This is a genomic window from Kitasatospora sp. NPDC015121, assembly GCF_055562955.1.
Genome location: NZ_JBVHEH010000004.1, coordinates 209752 through 227534 on the forward strand (window position 1 = coordinate 209752; position 17783 = coordinate 227534).

15 protein-coding genes are annotated in these 17783 nt (G+C 73.0%); 1 reads left to right on the plus strand and 14 read right to left on the minus strand.

The window, feature by feature from the left end; all coding sequences use genetic code 11:
* Window positions 1–25: 25 nt before the first annotated feature.
* The 14 genes from ACZ3J7_RS06890 to pyrR form a co-directional block, all read right to left on the minus strand.
* Window positions 26–2122 (minus strand): primosomal protein N', encoded by a 2097-nt coding sequence (locus tag ACZ3J7_RS06890; protein WP_465617610.1) that lies wholly within the window; start codon window positions 2120–2122, stop codon window positions 26–28.
* 101 nt (window positions 2123–2223) lie between these two features.
* Window positions 2224–3435 (minus strand): methionine adenosyltransferase, encoded by a 1212-nt coding sequence (gene metK / locus ACZ3J7_RS06895; RefSeq protein ID WP_465617612.1) that lies wholly within the window; start codon window positions 3433–3435, stop codon window positions 2224–2226.
* Between the two features lie 246 nt (window positions 3436–3681).
* Entirely contained in the window at window positions 3682–4908 is a 1227-nt protein-coding gene (coaBC, locus tag ACZ3J7_RS06900; protein ID WP_465617614.1) for a bifunctional phosphopantothenoylcysteine decarboxylase/phosphopantothenate--cysteine ligase CoaBC, read from the minus strand.
* A 177-nt stretch (window positions 4909–5085) separates the two neighbouring features.
* Entirely contained in the window at window positions 5086–5352 is a 267-nt protein-coding gene (rpoZ, locus tag ACZ3J7_RS06905; protein WP_033258145.1) for a DNA-directed RNA polymerase subunit omega, read from the minus strand.
* A gap of 64 nt (window positions 5353–5416) precedes the next feature.
* Window positions 5417–5974 (minus strand): guanylate kinase, encoded by a 558-nt coding sequence (gene gmk, locus ACZ3J7_RS06910; RefSeq protein WP_465617617.1) that lies wholly within the window; start codon window positions 5972–5974, stop codon window positions 5417–5419.
* A gap of 48 nt (window positions 5975–6022) precedes the next feature.
* Window positions 6023–6349: an integration host factor, actinobacterial type gene (mihF, locus tag ACZ3J7_RS06915; RefSeq protein WP_030459182.1), complete on the minus strand. Its 327-nt coding sequence runs from the start codon at window positions 6347–6349 to the stop codon at window positions 6023–6025.
* A 229-nt stretch (window positions 6350–6578) separates the two neighbouring features.
* Window positions 6579–7418 carry an orotidine-5'-phosphate decarboxylase gene (pyrF, locus tag ACZ3J7_RS06920; RefSeq protein WP_465617619.1) on the minus strand — a complete coding sequence of 280 codons (840 nt, stop codon included), beginning with the start codon at window positions 7416–7418 and terminating at the stop codon, window positions 6579–6581.
* A 460-nt stretch (window positions 7419–7878) separates the two neighbouring features.
* Window positions 7879–8976 carry a quinone-dependent dihydroorotate dehydrogenase gene (locus ACZ3J7_RS06925; RefSeq protein WP_465617621.1) on the minus strand — a complete coding sequence of 366 codons (1098 nt, stop codon included), beginning with the start codon at window positions 8974–8976 and terminating at the stop codon, window positions 7879–7881.
* 87 nt (window positions 8977–9063) lie between these two features.
* Complete coding sequence (gene carB, locus ACZ3J7_RS06930; RefSeq protein ID WP_465617623.1) at window positions 9064–12372, minus strand: carbamoyl-phosphate synthase large subunit; 3309 nt, start codon at window positions 12370–12372, stop codon at window positions 9064–9066.
* A complete protein-coding gene (carA, locus tag ACZ3J7_RS06935; protein ID WP_465617625.1) occupies window positions 12365–13522 on the minus strand; it encodes a glutamine-hydrolyzing carbamoyl-phosphate synthase small subunit in 1158 nt (385 codons plus the stop codon). The genes carB and carA overlap by 8 nt, the downstream gene beginning before the upstream one ends.
* Window positions 13519–14073, minus strand: a complete 555-nt coding sequence (locus ACZ3J7_RS06940) for a PH-like domain-containing protein (protein WP_465617627.1) — start codon at window positions 14071–14073, stop codon at window positions 13519–13521. The genes carA and ACZ3J7_RS06940 overlap by 4 nt, the downstream gene beginning before the upstream one ends.
* Window positions 14073–15365, minus strand: a complete 1293-nt coding sequence (locus tag ACZ3J7_RS06945) for a dihydroorotase (RefSeq protein WP_465617629.1) — start codon at window positions 15363–15365, stop codon at window positions 14073–14075. The genes ACZ3J7_RS06940 and ACZ3J7_RS06945 overlap by 1 nt, the downstream gene beginning before the upstream one ends.
* Window positions 15362–16342, minus strand: a complete 981-nt coding sequence (locus ACZ3J7_RS06950) for an aspartate carbamoyltransferase catalytic subunit (protein ID WP_465617631.1) — start codon at window positions 16340–16342, stop codon at window positions 15362–15364. The genes ACZ3J7_RS06945 and ACZ3J7_RS06950 overlap by 4 nt, the downstream gene beginning before the upstream one ends.
* A gap of 6 nt (window positions 16343–16348) precedes the next feature.
* A complete protein-coding gene (gene pyrR / locus ACZ3J7_RS06955; protein WP_465617632.1) occupies window positions 16349–16960 on the minus strand; it encodes a bifunctional pyr operon transcriptional regulator/uracil phosphoribosyltransferase PyrR in 612 nt (203 codons plus the stop codon).
* Between the two features lie 280 nt (window positions 16961–17240).
* Between pyrR and bldD the strand changes: the two genes are divergently transcribed.
* Window positions 17241–17744 carry a transcriptional regulator BldD gene (gene bldD / locus ACZ3J7_RS06960; RefSeq protein ID WP_033211647.1) on the plus strand — a complete coding sequence of 168 codons (504 nt, stop codon included), beginning with the start codon at window positions 17241–17243 and terminating at the stop codon, window positions 17742–17744.
* Window positions 17745–17783 lie beyond the last annotated feature (39 nt).

Here is a 17783-nt window from a genome sequence, read left to right on the forward strand (position 1 = left end):
CCGGCACCGCCCGGCACCGCGGCTCTCAGCCGATGTCCGTCGGATCCACCCGGATCCGCACCGTCTCCGCCCCCCGCAGCGCCAGCCGCGCGATCTGCGCCGCCTTCAGCGCGGACGCCAGCGCGGCCCCCTGCCCCGGCGCGACCCGCACCAGCGCACGCTCCACCCCCTCCTCCCGCGCCCCCGCGTGCCCCCCGCCGCCCCCGCCCCCGAAGACCGGCACCGGCCCCAGCACGTCCGCCCCCGCCGGCAGCCGCAGCAGCCCCAGCAGGTCCGCGACCGCCCGCGGCGAGCCGGTGACCGAGGCCATCCGCGAGACCGGCGGGAACCGCAGCTCCTCCCGCTCGTCGAGTTCCGTCCCGGCGTGCCCGGCCGGGTCCCACCGCACCAGCGCCTGGACGGGCCGGGCCGCCGCCTCCGCGACGACCACCACCGTGCCGCCCTCGCCCGCCGGGCGGACCAGCGCGGCGGCCGTCAGCCAGCGCCGCACCGCCTCCTCACCGGCCCGCAGGTCGGGCCGGTTGAGCAGCGCCCAGCCGTCGAGCAGCAGCGCCGCCGCGTAGCCGGGGCCCTCGGCGACCGGTTCGGCGCCGGGCGTGGCCAGCACCAGCGCGGGCGTGCCGGGCACCGTGGCGAGCACGGCGTCCCGCCCGGAGGTGCGGACGGGGACGCGCGGGAACGCCTTGCCGAGCTCCTCCGCCGTCCGCCGCACGCCCACCACGGCCGCCCGCAGCCGGAACGAGCCGCACTCGACGCAGTGCCAGTCGTGCTCCTCGGTGCCGCACCAGGCGCAGCGCAGCGCGGTGTCCGCCCCGGGTGACTCCAGCGGCCCACCGCAGGCCCGGCAGCGGGCGGTCTCCCGGCAGCGGGCGCACGCCAGCCGGGGCGCGTAGCCCCTCCGCGGCACCTGGATCAGCACCGGGCCCCGGGTCAGCGCCTCCCGCGCGGTCTCCCAGGCCACCGAGGGCAGCCGGGCGGCCTGCGCCGCGCCGTCCCGTGCCTGGTCGTGCTCGGTGACGGTGCGCACCCGGGGCGCGGTCAGCCGGACCGTCTCCCGGCCGGCCGCCAGCGGGCGGGCCCAGCCGGAGCGCAGCAGCTGCGCGGCCTCGACGGTCATCGAGACGCCGCCCAGCAGCATCGCCGCGCCCTCCTCGGCGGCCCGCAGCAGCGCCACTTCGCGCACGTGCGGGTAGGGGGCGTTGGGGTCGCCGTGGCTGCTGTCGCCGTCCGACCAGACCACCAACAGGCCGAGGTCGCGGACCGGCGCGAACACCGCCGCCCTGGTCCCGATCGCGGCGCGCACCGAGCCCCGGCTGACCGCCAGCCAGCGCCGGTAGCGTTCCTGCGGGCCCGCCTCGGCGGCCAGCACCGCGTGCCGCCCCTCGCCGAGCAGGTCGCGCAGCGCCGCGTCGACCCGGGCGACGGCCCGCCCGTCCGGCAGCACGACCAGGGCGCCGCGCCCGGCGGCGAGCGTCGCCGCGACGGCCCGGGCAATCTCGGCCGGCCAGCCGGGGCCGGGCAGCGCCGTCCACACCGCGCGCGGGGCGTGGCCGCCCGCCAGCGAGGCGAGGAACTCGGGCCCGTGCGCGTACCGCTCCCAGCCGCCGGGCGCGGGGGCCGGGGGCGGCGGCAGCGGGCGCGGCGAGGGTTCGGACTCGGCGCCGGCGTGCCGGGGCGGGACGGCCAGCTGCAGGACGTCCGCGAGCGTCCCGGCGTAGCGGTCGGCGACGGCCCGGCACAGCCGCAGCAGCCGGGGCGTCAGCACCTGCTCGGGCGACAGCACGCGGGCCAGCGGCGCCAGCGGGCCGGGGTAGTCGGAGTCGTCCCGCCGTTCGACGATGAAGCCGTCGTGCAGCGCGCCGCCCTCACGCCGCCCGTGCGCGCCGACCCGCCCGCCGAACCGCACCCGGACCCGGACGCCCGGGCGGGCGTCCGCGGACATCGCCTCCGGCACCGCGTAGTCGAAGTACTGGTCGAGGCTCAGCACGCCCTTGTCGACCAGCACCCGGGCCACCGGCTGCCGCTCGGCGAGCACCACCCCGCGGGCGGCCCGCGGCTTCGCCCGGCGCACCGTCTCCCGGATGAACGCCAGCTGCTCCCCGGTGCCGTCCGCGCTGCTCACGCCCCCAACCTAGCGGAACCCGCCGACAGCGCCGACAGCACGACGGAGCCGCCCGCCGGGAGGAACACTCCCGACGGGCGGCTCCGTTCGAACCGGTCCGGTCAGCCCGCGACGGCGGCCTTCAGCGCCTCGACGCGGTCGGTGCGCTCCCAGGTGAAGTCCGGCAGCTCGCGGCCGAAGTGGCCGTACGCGGCGGTCTGCTGGTAGATCGGGCGCAGCAGGTCCAGGTCGCGGATGATCGCGGCCGGGCGCAGGTCGAAGACCTGGGTGACGGCTTCCTGGATCCTGAGCACCGGCACGGTCTCGGTGCCGAAGGTCTCGACGAACAGGCCGACCGGCTCGGCCTTGCCGATCGCGTACGCGACCTGCACCTCGGCGCGGCTGGCCAGGCCCGCGGCGACGATGTTCTTGGCGACCCAGCGCATCGCGTAGGCGGCCGAGCGGTCGACCTTGGACGGGTCCTTGCCGGAGAAGGCGCCGCCGCCGTGGCGGGCCATGCCGCCGTAGGTGTCGATGATGATCTTGCGGCCGGTGAGGCCGGCGTCGCCCATCGGGCCGCCGATCTCGAAGCGGCCGGTCGGGTTGACCAGCAGCCGGTAGCCCTCGGTGGTCAGCTTGATGCCCTGGTCGGCGAGCGCCTTGAGCTCGGGCTCGACCACGAACTCGCGGATGTCGGGGGTGAGCAGCGAGTCCAGGTCGATGTCGCTGGCGTGCTGCGAGGAGACCACGACGGTGTCCAGGCGCACGGCGCGGTCGCCGTCGTACTCGATGGTGACCTGGGTCTTGCCGTCGGGCCGCAGGTAGGGGATGGTGCCGTTCTTGCGGACCTCGGTGAGGCGGCGCGAGAGCCGGTGCGCGAGGGTGATCGGCAGCGGCATCAGCTCGGGGGTGTCGTCGCACGCGTAGCCGAACATCAGGCCCTGGTCGCCGGCGCCCTGGCGGTCCAGCTCGTCCTCGACGTCGCCCTCGACCCGGTGCTCGTGGGCGGTGTCCACGCCCTGCGCGATGTCCGGGGACTGCGAGCCGATCGACACCGACACGCCGCAGGAGGCGCCGTCGAAGCCCTTCTTGGACGAGTCGTAGCCGATCTCCAGGATCTTCTCGCGGACGAGCTGGGCGATCGGCGCGTACGCCTTGGTGGTGACCTCGCCGGCGATGTGCACCAGGCCGGTGGTGATCAGGGTCTCCACGGCGACGCGGGAGGTCGGGTCGTCCTTGAGGAGGGCGTCCAGGATGGTGTCGCTGATCTGGTCAGCGATCTTGTCGGGGTGGCCCTCGGTGACGGACTCCGAGGTGAACAGGCGGCGAGACACAGCGCTCCCTGGGGTTGCAGCGGCTGCTGACTGAATGCGCTCGGAAGTCCCGAGGCATCCGGAAAGACTTGATTCCTGGTGTGGAGTGTAACGGTCGGCTACCGATCGCGGGTGCTCCCCTACGAGGTCCGTCGTGTCCGGGACGCGAATCACACCGTGTGGATCTCCGCCGGTCAGGACGGGTGGCGGCCGAACGATCCGGCCCCGGGGTGCCAACTGGCCGAGTGACCAGGGGTGTTGCCCCGGTTAACGCTCCGTTTCGGCGGCGTGGCGGGGCAGTCGGGCGACCACCTGGTCCCAGACCGCGTCCGCCAGGACGTCCTTCGGACCGTCCGCGATGTGGACCTCGGTGCCGTCCGCGCCGAGCAGGACGGCGCTGTTGGTGTCCTGGCCGAACGCCTTGCCGTCGCCGACCTCGTTGACCACCAGCAGGTCGCAGCCCTTGCGGGCGAGCTTGGCCCGGCCGTTGGCCAGCACGTCGTCGGTCTCGGCGGCGAAGCCGACCACCAACTGCCCGTCGTGGGCCCGGTCCGCCGCGACCTCGGCCAGGACGTCGGGGTTGCGGACCAGCGCGATCGGCGCGGGCTCGACCCCGTCCACCTTCTTGATCTTGCCGGTGGCGTACTCGGCGGGACGGAAGTCGGCGACGGCGGCGGCCATCACCACCGCGTCGGCGTCCTCGGCGGCCCGCAGCACCGCCTCGCGCAGCTGCCTCGCGGTGCCGGCCCGGACGACGTCGACCCCGGCCGGGTCGGGCAGCGCGGTGTTGGCGGCGACCAGGGTGACCCGGGCGCCGCGGGCCGCGGCGGTGGCGGCCAGCGCGTAGCCCTGCTTGCCGGAGGAGCGGTTGCCCAGGAAGCGCACCGGGTCGAGCGGTTCGCGGGTGCCGCCCGCCGAGACCACCACGTGCCGGCCCGCCAGGTCCTGCTCCAGCGCGCCGCGCTGCAGCACCCGCCGGCAGAGCGCGAAGATCTCGCCCGGGTCGGGCAGCCGGCCCTTGCCGGTGTCGACGCCGGTGAGCCGGCCGACCGCGGGCTCGATCACGATCGCGCCGCGCCGCCGCAGCGTGGCGACGTTCTCCTGGGTGGCGGGGTGCTCCCACATCTCGGTGTGCATCGCGGGCGCGAACACCACCGGGCAGCGCGCCGTCAGCAGCGTGTTGGTCAGCAGGTCGTCCGCCAGGCCGTGGGCCGCCTTCGCCAGCAGGTCCGCGGTGGCCGGGGCGACCACCACCAGGTCCGCCTGCTGCCCGATCCGCACGTGCGGGACCTCGTGCACCCGCTCCCAGGTCTCGGTCGCCGCCGGCCGCCCGGACAGCGCCGCCCAGGTCGCCTCCCCGACGAAGTGCAGCGCCGCCGAGGTCGGCACCACCGTCACCTCGTGCCCGGACTCGCTGAACCTCCGCAGCAGCTCGCAGGCCTTGTAGGCGGCGATCCCGCCGCTCACCCCGAGGACCACACGGGACGCGTTCATGACGGTCGGCTCTCCTTCATCACGGCACTGCGACGGGCTCGCGCCCACCCTACGACCCCCCGGCGGCGCGTCGCGACGTGTCACCGGGCACACACCGACCGGCACCCCCGCGACGCGGACAGGGCCCGTTCCGACGCCGTGCGGCGTGGGAACGGGCCCTGCGGTGGCTCTCGGGGCTCAGACGCCCTCGACCGCCTCGGCGGTGAGCAGGCCGGCGTTGATCTCGCGCAGCGCGATCGACAGCGGCTTCTCGTGCACGTGGGTGTCGACCAGCGGGCCGACGTACTCCAGCAGGCCCTCGCCCAGCTGCGAGTAGTACGCGTTGATCTGGCGGGCGCGCTTGGCCGCGTAGATCACCAGGCTGTACTTGGAGTCGGTGGCCTCAAGCAGCTCGTCGATCGGCGGGTTGATGATGCCCTCGGGCGCGGTCATCGAAGAGGACACGCTGAACCTTCCGAAGTGGTTTTTCAGGACCTCTGTCCGGACCGGCTGGATGCAGCCGATCCGGTCAGGCTACACCGAGCAAGGCTAGCAGTTCGGCCGCTACCTGCTCGACGGAGGTGTTGACAAGCGTCGTGTCGAACTCCGACTCGGCCGCCAGCTCGACCTTCGCCGCCGCCAGCCGCTCGTCGATCACGTCCTGCGACTCGGTGCCCCGGCCGGTGAGCCGGCGCACCAGCTCCTCCCAGCTCGGCGGCGCCAGGAAGACCAGCTGGGCCTCCGGCATCGACTCCTTGACCTGCCGGGCGCCCTGCAGGTCAATCTCCAGCAGGACGGGCTCGCCCTTGTCGAGCTTGTCCAGCACCGCCTGCCGCGGCGTGCCGTACCGGTTCCCGGCGAAGACCGCCCACTCCAGCAGTTCGCCGTTGGCCACCAGCTTGTCGAACTGCTCGTGGTCGACGAAGTGGTACTGCACGCCGTCGCGCTCACCGGGGCGCGGGTGCCGGGTCGTCGCCGACACCGACAGCCAGACCTCGGGGAACTGCTTCCTCATATGAGCGACGACCGTGCTCTTGCCGACCCCGGAGGGGCCGGAGAGCACGGTCAGCCGCGGACGCTCACTCATGTACCGATTATCCCGGATCGCGGACGTTCCGCCGACACCGGCCTCCGTTCAGGAGGCGGCGCCGCCGAACTCCCGCTCCAGGGAGGCGATCTGGTTCGTACCGAGGCCGCGCACACGACGGCTCTCGGAGATGCCCAGGCGCTCCATGATCTGCTTGGCGCGCACCTTGCCGACACCCGGCAGGGACTCCAGCAGGGCGGAGACCTTCATCTTGCCGATGACCTCGTCATCGGACTTGCCGGCCTTGATGACGTCGTGCAGCGAGGCGCCCGAGTGCTTCAGCCGGTTCTTGACGTCAGCGCGCTTCCGGCGAGCCTCGGCGGCCTTGGCGAGCGCGGCGGTGCGCTGTTCGGGAGTAAGGGGCGGAAGAGCCACGCCGTTCACCTCAGGTGTGGATGGAAGGGATGAGCCATGACTTGGTGGTGCCCGGACGCCACAGGCTCTGACCTGCGGAGGTGGCCGTGACCACCGCCAACTGGCGTCCTACCGCCGGACACTACCCAACTTGGGCCGCCGCGTCAGGAAAAGAACACGAAAAGTCCAGGTCAGCCGGTGCCGACCTGGGAGTTTTCCGGTCAAATCAACCGAGTTGGCGCCCCGGTGCTCAGCGATTTGTGACGGCCCTCACATCGTCGACGAACACCTGCGCGGCCTGCCGGAGGGCCTGCACCGACGGCCCGTGCCTGAGCACGTCACGGCTCACCGAGGGGACCACGTTGCGGACTTGGTCGCCGAAGACGCGCGGCAGGTCGGCCGCGGTGGCGCCCTGCGCGCCCACCCCGGGGGCCAGCAGCGGGCCGTTGATCGCCAGGTCCACGCCCGCGTCGGCGAGCGTCGCGCCGACCACCGCGCCGAACGACCCCAGCGGCTCGGCGCCCGCGTTCTCCGCCGCCAGCCGCCGCAGCACCGCCTGCGCGACGCTCTGCCCGTCCGCCCCGACCGCCCGCTGCACCTCGTGCCCCTCCGGGTTCGAGGTCAGCGCCAGCGCGAACAGGCCGCAACCGTTGGCGCGCGCCAGGTCGACGGCCGGCTGCAGCGAGCCGAAGCCCAGGTACGGGCTGACGGTCAGCGCGTCCGAGAACAGCGGGCTGTCCGGCACCAGGAAGGTCTCGGCGTACGCGGCCATGGTCGAGCCGATGTCGCCGCGCTTGGCGTCCATCAGCACCAGCGCCCCGGCCTCCCGCGCCTCGGCCACCGAGCGTTCCAGCACGGCGATGCCGCGGCTGCCGAAGCGCTCGAAGAACGCGGCCTGCGGCTTCAGCACCGCGACCCGGTCGGCCAGCGCCTCGACCACCGTGCGGGAGAAGGTCTCCAGCCCGGCCAGGTCGTCGTCCAGGCCCCACGCGGTGAGCAGCGAGGCGTGCGGGTCGATGCCCACGCAGAGCTGGCCCCGGGTGTCGAGGGCGGTGCGCAGGCGGGTGCCGAAGGGGGTGGTGTCAGTCATCGCGGTGTTTCATCGTCCTTCGTGGGAGGGGTGGCGCGGTGGGCCGGTCCCACCGCGTCGGTGTAGGCGGCGAAGCCGCGCCGGGCGAGCTCCGCGCGCGGTTCGTCGAGGATCCGGGCCGGTGCGGTCGGGTCGCGCGGCGGCTCCGAGCCGACGGCGACGCCGGACGCGCCGGCCGGGGTGGGTTCGAGGGCGTCCCGGCCGGCAGGTGTTCGGCGAGGACGGGTTCCGCGGGGTCGGCGGGGTCGGCGGGCAGCAGCAGGCCGGGGGTGTCGCCGTCGGCGCGCAGGAGGGGTGCGGCGTGCCGCAGGACGTCGGCGCCGCCGGCGGGGGCGGGTCCGTCGGCCCGAGTGCCGGCCACCCCGGCCCGGGCCGCCACCGGATCGGCCATCCCCGCCGTCCCTTCCTCTCCCGCCCGACCCGACCGCCGCTCCCGCCCCGCCCCGCACCGCCCGCGCGGCTACCGGCCGCCCTTGCCCACCGCTTCCCCGATGGTCGCGTACCCGGCCGCCCGCAGCCGGGCCGACAGGCCCTTGTGCACCTTGCGCATCCAGAACGGCCCCTCGTAGACGAACGCGGAGTAGCCCTGGACGAGGTCGGCGCCGGCCAGGATCCGCTGCCAGGCGTCCTCGGCGGTCTCGATGCCGCCGACCGAGACGATGGCGAGCCGGCCGTCGGTGCGCTTGCGCAGCCGCTCCAGCACCTCCAGCGCGCGTTCCTTGAGCGGGGCGCCGGAGAGGCCGCCCGCGCCGATCTCCTCGATCCGGGCGGCGGGGGTCCGCAGGCCGTCCCGTCCGATGGTGGTGTTGGTGGCGATGATGCCGTCGAGGCCGAGGTGGAGGGCCATGTCGGCGATCTCGTCGATGTCCTCGTCGGCGAGGTCGGGGGCGATCTTCACCAGCAGCGGGACGTGGTGGTTGGTGACCTCGTCGGCGGCCTTGCGGACGTCCCAGAGCAGCGGCCCGAGCACCTGGACGGCCTGCAGGTTGCGCAGTCCGGGGGTGTTCGGCGAGGACACGTTGACGACCAGGTAGTCGGCGTACGGCGCCAGCGCCCTCGCGCTCTTCAGGTAGTCGGCCGTCGCCTCGTCCTCCGGCACGACCTTGGTCTTGCCGATGTTGACGCCGATCACCGGGGTGCTGGTGGTGTGCGGGCGGGTGGAGAGGCGGGTGGCGACCCGGGCGGCGCCCTGGTTGTTGAAGCCCATCCGGTTGATCAGGGCGCGGTCCTCGACCAGGCGGAACAGCCGGGGGGCGGGGTTGCCGGGCTGCGGCTCGCCGGTGACCGTGCCGATCTCGACGAAGTCGAAGCCGAGCATGGACAGGCCGTCGATGCCGATGCCGTTCTTGTCGAAGCCCGCGCCGAGGCCGAACGGCCCGGGCAGGTCGAGGCCGAGCGCGGTGGTGCGCAGCCGGGGGTCGCGGGGGGCGAGCAGGGCGCGCACCAGGGAACGCAGGCCGGGCACCGAGTGGGCCAGCCGGATCCAGAAGAACGCCAGGTGGTGGGCCTTCTCCGGGTCCATCTTCTTGAAGACCAGGTTGAACAGGAGCTTGTACATCGCGGGGACACCCTCCGAGGGCCGAGCCGGGACATGGACGTGGGGGGCAGCCGGTGTCCGGACCGGCGTGCCCCCCACGGTTTCGACCTAGTTGCGGCCGGAGTTGATCAGCGCCGCGTGCTCCTGCAGCGACATCACGCCGACCTCGCCGCGCCGCAGCTCGGCGATGCCCTGCACGGCCGCGCCCATCGCCTGGACGGTGGTCAGGCAGGGGACGCCCCGGGAGACCGCGGCGGTGCGGATCTCGTAGCCGTCGAGGCGGCCGCCGGTGCCGTACGGGGTGTTGATGATCAGGTCGACCGCGCCCTCGTGGATCAGCTGGACGATGGTCTGCTCGCCGTCCGGGCCCTGGCCGTCGGAGTGCTTGCGCACCACGGTGGCGGGGATGCCGCCGCGCTGCAGCACCTCGGCGGTGCCGGTGGTGGCGAGCAGTTCGAAGCCGAGCTCGACCAGCGCGCGGGCGGGGAAGACCAGGTTGCGCTTGTCGCGGTTGGCGACCGAGACGAACACCTTGCCCTTGGTGGGCAGGGCGCCGTACGCGCCGGTCTGCGACTTGGCGTACGCGGTGCCGAAGACCCGGTCGATGCCCATGACCTCGCCGGTGGAGCGCATCTCGGGGCCGAGCACGGTGTCGACGCCGCGGCCGTGCACGTCGCGGAAGCGCGACCACGGCATCACGGCCTCCTTGACGGAGATCGGCGCGTCGGCGGGCAGGGTGCCGCCGTCGCCCTCGCGCGGCAGCAGGCCCTCGGCGCGCAGTTCGGCGATGGTGGCGCCGAGCGAGATCCGGGCGGCGGCCTTGGCCAGCGGGACGGCGGTGGCCTTGGAGGTGAACGGCACGGTGCGGGAGGCGCGCGGGTTGGCCTCCAGCACGTACAGGATGTCGCCGGAGAGCGCGAACTGGATGTTGATCAGGCCGCGCACGCCGACGCCCGCGGCGATGCCCTCGGTGGCCGAGCGCAGCCGCTTGATGTCGTACCCGCCGAGGGTGATCGGGGGCAGCGCGCAGGCGGAGTCGCCGGAGTGGATGCCGGCCTCCTCGATGTGCTCCATCACGCCGCCGAGGTAGAGCTCCTCGCCGTCGTAGAGGGCGTCCACGTCGATCTCGACCGCGTCGTCCAGGAAGCGGTCGATCAGCACGGGGTGCTCGGAGATCAGGCCGGCGTGCCGCTCCAGGTAGGAGGCGAGCGAGGGCTCGTCGTAGACGATCTCCATGCCGCGGCCGCCGAGCACGTAGGACGGGCGGGCCAGCACGGGGTAGCCGATCTCGTCGGCGATCGCCTTGGCCTCCTCGAAGGAGAACGCGGTGCCGTGCTTGGGGGCGGGCAGGCCGGCGTCGCGCAGGACGCGGCCGAACGCGCCGCGCTCCTCGGCGAGGTGGATCGCCTCGGGCGAGGTGCCGACGATCGGCACGCCGTTGTCCTTGAGCGCCTGGGCCAGGCCGAGCGGGGTCTGGCCGCCGAGCTGGACGATGACGCCGGCCAGCGGTCCGGCCTGCTGCTCGGCGTGGACGATCTCCAGCACGTCCTCCAGGGTGAGCGGCTCGAAGTAGAGCCGGTCGGAGGTGTCGTAGTCGGTGGAGACGGTCTCCGGGTTGCAGTTGACCATGACGGTCTCGTACCCGGCGTCGGCGAGCGCGAAGGAGGCGTGCACGCAGGAGTAGTCGAACTCGATGCCCTGGCCGATCCGGTTCGGGCCGGAGCCCAGGATGATCACGGCGGGCTTGGTGCGCGGGGCGACCTCGCTCTCCTCGTCGTAGGACGAGTAGAAGTACGGGGTCTTGGCGGCGAACTCGGCGGCGCAGGTGTCGACGGTCTTGAACACCGGGCGGATGCCGAGCGCGTGCCGCACCTCGCGGACCACGTCGGCCTTCAGGCCGCGGATCTCGCCGATCTGCTGGTCGGAGAAGCCGTGCCGCTTGGCGTGCAGGAGCAGTTCGGGGTCGAGCTTGTCGCCCTCGGCGAGCTCGACGGCGATCTCGTTGATCAGGAAGAGCTGGTCGACGAACCACGGGTCGATCCGGGTGGCGTCGAACACCTCCTCGGGGGTGGCGCCGGCCCGGATCGCCTGCATGACGGTGTTGATCCGGCCGTCGGTCGGGACGACCGCCTTCGCCAGCAGCTCGGCCTTCTCGCCCGGCTCGCCGACCCAGGTGAACTGGGAGCCCTTCTTCTCCAGCGAGCGCAGCGCCTTGTTCAGCGCCTCGGGGAAGTTGCGGCCCATCGCCATGGCCTCGCCGACCGACTTCATGGTGGTGGTCAGCGTGGCGTCGGCGGACGGGAACTTCTCGAACGCGAAGCGCGGCACCTTGACGACGACGTAGTCGAGGGTCGGCTCGAAGGAGGCCGGGGTCTGCTCGGTGATGTCGTTGGGGATCTCGTCCAGCGTGTAGCCGACGGCGAGCTTCGCGGCGATCTTGGCGATCGGGAAGCCGGTCGCCTTGGAGGCCAGCGCGGAGGAGCGCGAGACGCGCGGGTTCATCTCGATGACGATGACCCGGCCGTCCTCGGGGTTGACCGCGAACTGGATGTTGCAGCCGCCGGTGTCGACGCCGACCTCGCGGATCACGGCGATGCCGATGTCGCGCAGGATCTGGTACTCGCGGTCGGTGAGGGTCATCGCCGGGGCGACGGTGATCGAGTCACCGGTGTGCACGCCCATCGGGTCGAAGTTCTCGATGGAGCAGACCACCACGACGTTGTCGTGCTTGTCGCGCATCAGCTCCAGCTCGTACTCCTTCCAGCCGAGGATGGACTCCTCCAGGAGCACCTCGGTGGTCGGCGAGAGGGCCAGGCCCTGGCCGGCGATCCGGCGCAGGTCCTCCTCGTCGTGCGCGAAGCCGGAGCCGGCGCCGCCCATGGTGAAGGAGGGGCGGACCACGACCGGGTAGCCGCCGAGGGTGTCGACGCCGGCGAGGACGTCCTCCATCGAGTGGCAGATCACCGAGCGGGCGGACTCGCCGTGGCCGATCTTGGCGTTGACGGCCTCGACGACGCCCTTGAAGAGCTCGCGGTCCTCGCCCTTGTTGATCGCCTCGACGTCGGCGCCGATCAGCTCGACGTCGTACTTCTCCAGCGTGCCGGCCTTGTGCAGGGAGATCGCGGTGTTCAGCGCGGTCTGGCCGCCCAGGGTCGGCAGCAGCGCGTCGGGGCGCTCCTTGGCGATGATCTTCTCGACGAACGCGGGGGTGATCGGCTCGACGTAGGTGGCGTCGGCGATCTCCGGGTCGGTCATGATGGTCGCCGGGTTGGAGTTGACCAGGACGACCCGCAGGCCCTCGGCCTTGAGCACCCGGCAGGCCTGCGTACCCGAGTAGTCGAACTCCGCCGCCTGGCCGATGACGATCGGGCCGGAGCCGATCACCAGGACGGACTTGATGTCGGTGCGCTTAGGCACGCTGGCCCTCCATAAGGCTCACGAAGCGGTCGAAGAGGTAGGCGGCGTCGTGCGGGCCGGCTGCCGCTTCGGGGTGGTACTGCACGCTGAAGGCGGGGACGTCGAGCGCCTGCAGGCCCTCGACCACGTCGTCGTTGAGGCAGACGTGGGAGACCTCGACCCGCCCGAAGGGGGTGTCGCTCACCCGGTCCAGCGGCGCGTCCACGGCGAAGCCGTGGTTGTGGGCGGTCACCTCGACCTTGCCGGTGGTGCGGTCCTGCACCGGCTGGTTGATGCCGCGGTGGCCGTACTTGAGCTTGTAGGTGCCGAAGCCGAGGGCCCGGCCCAGCAGCTGGTTGCCGAAGCAGATGCCGAAGAACGGGGTCTTCTCGGCCAGCACGCCGCGCAGCACCTCGACCTGCCGGTCGGCGGTGGCCGGGTCGCCGGGGCCGTTGGAGAAGAACACGCCGTCGGGCCGCACGGCGTAGATGTCCTCGACGGTGGAGTTGGCGGGCAGCACGTGCACCTCGATGCCGCGCTCGGCCATCCGCTGCGGGGTCATGCCCTTGATGCCCAGGTCGAGGGCGGCGACGGTGAACTTCTTCTCACCGACCGCGGGGACGACGTAGGCCTCCTTGGTGGCGACCTCGGCGCACAGGTCGGCGCCCTTCATCTCCGGCGCGGCCTGCACCTTGGCGAGCAGTTCGGCCTGCTCGGCGAGGGCCGGGCCGGAGAAGATGCCGACCCGCATCGCGCCGCGCTCGCGCAGGTGGCGGGTGAGCGCGCGGGTGTCGATGCCGCTGATGCCGACGACGCCCTGGCGCTCCAGCTCCTCGTCCAGCGAGCGCTTCGAGCGCCAGTTGGAGGCGACCCGGGAGGGGTCGCGGACCACGTAGCCGGACACCCAGATCTGCTGCGACTCGTCGTCCTCGTCGTTCCAGCCGGTGTTGCCGATCTGCGGGGCGGTCATCACGACCACCTGGCGGTGGTAGGACGGGTCGGTCAGGGTCTCCTGGTAGCCGGACATGCCGGTGTTGAAGACCGCCTCGCCGAAGGTCTCGCCGACCGCGCCGTACGCCTGGCCGCGGAAGGTCCGGCCGTCCTCCAGGACGAGCACGGCAGGCACGCGCTCGCGCCTGGTGCGCTGCGTGGTGGGGGCAGGTGCGGTCATGTGGCGGCCTCTTCCGTCTTCATCGTCTTCGTACGTGTCACTAGTGCCTCGACGGCCTCGACCCAGTCGTCGTGCCCGGCGGCGGCGTCCAGGCGGAAGCCGCTCTCCAGCGCGCGGTCGCCGTGCGTCCAGCCGACCACCAGCAGTCCGCTCGGCACGACCTTGCCGGCGATGCCGGAGTCGGTGCGGGCGCCGGTGAGCGCCGGGGCCGGGATCCACAGGTCGGTCCCGCCGGGGCGGCGGGCCAGCAGGCCCCGCTCGGTGAGGGTCAGTTCGGCGAGGCTGCGCGTTCCCAGGCCGTGCGCGACGACCCGGTCCAGCCAGTTCCCGGCGGTGGTGGAGCCGTGGTAGCGGCCGGGCGCGGCGAGCAGCGCCGCGCCGGGCTCGGCGGGCACCGCGGGCAGCTCCGGCAGGTCGGACTGGAGGGTGCGCCGCCAGTTCCAGCCCTGCCGCATCAGCCAGTACACCAGCGCGACCAGGACCAGCAGGCCGACGGTCGCACCGATGTACCCGGGCCAGTCGGTGACCTGGCCCTTCTCGGTGGCCAGCATCAGCGCTCGACCAGCTCGCCGGCGAGCACGGTGGCCTCGCCGCGCAGGAAGGTGGCGTGCACCCGTCCGGGCAGGTCCATGCCCTTGTACGGGCTGTTGCGGGAGCGGGTCGCGAAGGTGTCGGGGTTCACGACTCCACGGTACGCGGGATCGAACAGCACCAGGTTGGCAGGCTCGCCCACCGAGACCGGCCGTCCGTGGCCGGCGAGCCGGCCGATCCGGGCCGGGCGGTGCGACATCCGGTCCGCGACGCCCTCCCAGTTCAGCAGGCCGGTGTCGACCATGGTCTGCTGGACGACCGACAGCGCGGTCTCCAGGCCGACCATGCCCATCGCGGCGACCGCCCACTCGCAGTCCTTGTCCTCCGCGGGGTGCGGGGCGTGGTCGGTGGCGACGGCGTCGATGGTGCCGTCGGCGAGCGCCTGGCGCAGCGCCTCGACGTCCTCGGCGGTGCGCAGCGGCGGGTTGACCTTGTACACCGGGTCGTAGGAGCGGACCAGCTCGTCGGTGAGCAGCAGGTGGTGCGGGGTGACCTCGGCGGTGACGTCCCAGCCCTTGGCCTTGGCCCAGCGGACGATCTCGACCGACCCGGCGGTGGAGAGGTGGCAGATGTGCACCCGGGAGCCGACGTGCGCGGCGAGCAGCACGTCCCGGGCGATGATCGACTCCTCGGCGACGGCGGGCCAGCCGCCCAGGCCGAGCTCGCCGGAGACCAGGCCCTCGTTCATCTGGGCGCCGGCGGTCAGCCGGGGCTCCTGGGCGTGCTGGGCGACGACGCCGTCGAAGGCCTTCACGTACTCCAGCGCGCGGCGCATGATCACCGCGTCGTCCACGCACTTGCCGTCGTCGGAGAAGACCCGCACCCCGGCGGCGGAGTCGTGCATCGCGCCGAGCTCGGCGAGCTGCTTGCCCTCCAGGCCGACGGTGACGGCGCCGACCGGCTGCACGTCGCAGTAGCCGGACTCGCGGCCCAGCCGCCAGACCTGCTCGACCACGCCGGCGCTGTCGGCGACCGGGAAGGTGTTGGCCATCGCGTGCACGGCGGTGTAGCCGCCCATCGCGGCGGCCCGGGTGCCGGTGAGGACGGTCTCGGCGTCCTCCCGGCCGGGCTCGCGCAGGTGGGTGTGCAGGTCGACCAGGCCGGGCAGGGCGACCAGGCCGCCCGCGTCGATGTCGATGTCGGCCTGGACGTCGAGGCCCGCGCCGATCGCGGCGAAGACGCCGTCGACGATGTGGATGTCCTGGGGGGCGCCGCCGAGGATCTGGGCGTTGCGGATCAGGTAGGTGGTCACTGGGCGGCCTCCTGGGTTTCGGTGGTGCGGGGGGCGTCGGCGAGGGTGGCGCCGCCGACCAGCAGGTAGAGGACGGCCATCCGGACCGAGACGCCGTTGGCGACCTGCTCGACCACGGTGCAGCGCGGCGAGTCGGCGACCTCGGCGGTGATCTCCATGCCGCGGACCATCGGGCCGGGGTGCATGACGACGGCGTGCTCGGGCAGCTTGCCGAGCCGGACGCCGTCCAGGCCGTAGCGGCGGGAGTACTCGCGCTCGGTGGGGAAGAACGCGGCGTTCATCCGCTCGCGCTGGACGCGCAGCATCATCACCGCGTCGACCTTCGGCAGCACGCTGTCCAGGTCGTAGGAGACCTGGCAGGGCCAGGTCTCGATGCCGATCGGCAGCAGGGTCGGCGGGGCGACGAAGACCACCTCGGCGCCGAGCGTGGTCAGCAGGTGCACGTTGGAGCGGGCCACCCGGCTGTGCAGGATGTCGCCGACGATGGCGATCCGGCGGCCGGCCAGGTCGCGGCCGACGCCGGGGTTGAGGTGGCGGCGCAGGGTGAACGCGTCCAGCAGGGCCTGGGTGGGGTGCTCGTGGGTGCCGTCGCCGGCGTTGATCACCGAGCCGTGCAGCCAGTCCGAGCCGGCCAGCCGGGCGGGCGCGCCGGAGGCGTGGTGGCGGATCACGACGGCGTCGGCGCCCATCGCCTGCAGGGTCAGCGCGGTGTCCTTGAGGCTCTCGCCCTTGGAGACCGAGGAGCCCTTGGCGGAGAAGTTGACGACGTCCGCGGACAGCCGCTTCTCGGCGACCTCGAAGGAGGTCTTGGTGCGGGTGGAGTCCTCGAAGAACAGGTTGACGACGGTGCGGCCGCGCAGGGTGGGCAGTTTCTTGACGGCCCGGCCGGAGAACTGGGAGAGCTCCTCGGCGGTGTCCAGGATCAGCAGGGCGTCGTCGCGGCCGAGGTCGGCGGTGGAGACGAGGTGGCGCTTCACGCGGTTCTACTCCGGGAGTTCGGGGTCGGCGGCCAGGGCCTGGGAGGAGCGGGCGGCGTAGTCGCGGTCGCCCAGCAGGACGGCGTCGAGCCCGTCCTGTTCGGCCAGCCGGACCTGCACGGCCTCGCGCAGCGAGGTGGGCAGGTTCTTGCCCACGTAGTCGGCGCGGATCGGGAGCTCCCGGTGGCCCCGGTCGACCAGCACGGCGAGGCGGACGGCGCGCGGGCGGCCGATGTCGCTGAGCGCGTCCAGCGCGGCGCGGATGGTCCGGCCGGAGAACAGCACGTCGTCGACCAGGATGACCAGCTTGCCGTCGATGCCCTCGGCGGGGATCTCGGTGTGCTCCAGGGCCCTGGCGGGCTTCAGCCGCAGGTCGTCCCGGTACATGGTGATGTCCAGCGTCCCGAACGGGATATCCCGGCCGGTGATCTGCGACAGCTTGGCCTGCAGCCGGCGGGCGAGGTGAACGCCGCGGGTGTGGATGCCGAGCAGCACCACGTCCTCCGCGCCCTTGGCGCGTTCCACGATCTCGTGGGCGATCCGGGTGATGACCCGGGCGATGTCGGTGGCGTCCAGCACCTGGTGCGGGGCGCGCGGGTTCGAACTGGGTGTGGTCATGCCGAAGCGGACCTCCTTCCCCGCCTCACTGGACGGGTCTTAAAGGATGTCGGGAAAAGTCCCCGGCCGCAGCCGGGGTCCGGCCGCGGCCGGAGCATCGCCCATGGTAGCAGTGTGCTGATCGCGGCCGGTCCGGAGCCCGTTCGCACGAGTGCCCCATTCGGCTTGACGCGCCACCCTCACTCTACGTAACCTCACAGTGAGTTACGAAGGTGCTCCGCAGAGACCCGTCGTCGCTCCCATTTCAGCGCACGCGAAGCAATCTCGTCCGGGGAGATCCATGTCCAGCGACTACGCAAAGCAGCTCGGGGCCAAGCTCCGGGCGATCCGCACTCAGCAGAACCTCTCCCTGCACGGTGTGGAGGAGAAGTCCCAGGGTCGCTGGAAGGCTGTGGTCGTCGGCTCCTACGAGCGCGGCGACCGCGCGGTCACCGTCCAGCGCCTCGCCGAGCTGGCCGAGTTCTACGGCGTGCCGGTCCAGGAGCTGCTGCCCGGCGGCACCCCGGGCGGCGCCGCCGAGCCGCCGCCGCGCCTGGTGCTCGACCTGGAGCGCCTGACCCAGGTCCCGTCCGAGAAGGCCGGCCCGCTGCAGCGCTACGCCGCGACCATCCAGTCGCAGCGCGGCGACTACAACGGCAAGATCCTCTCGATCCGCCAGGACGACCTGCGCACGCTGGCCGTCATCTACGACCAGTCCCCCTCGATCCTCACCGAGCAGCTGATCAGCTGGGGCGTGCTGAACCCGGACGCGCGCCGCGCCGTCCGCGAGGAGGACGCGAGCTGACCCGCGGTCGGCTCCCCGTTTGAAGAAACGTCACGGCGG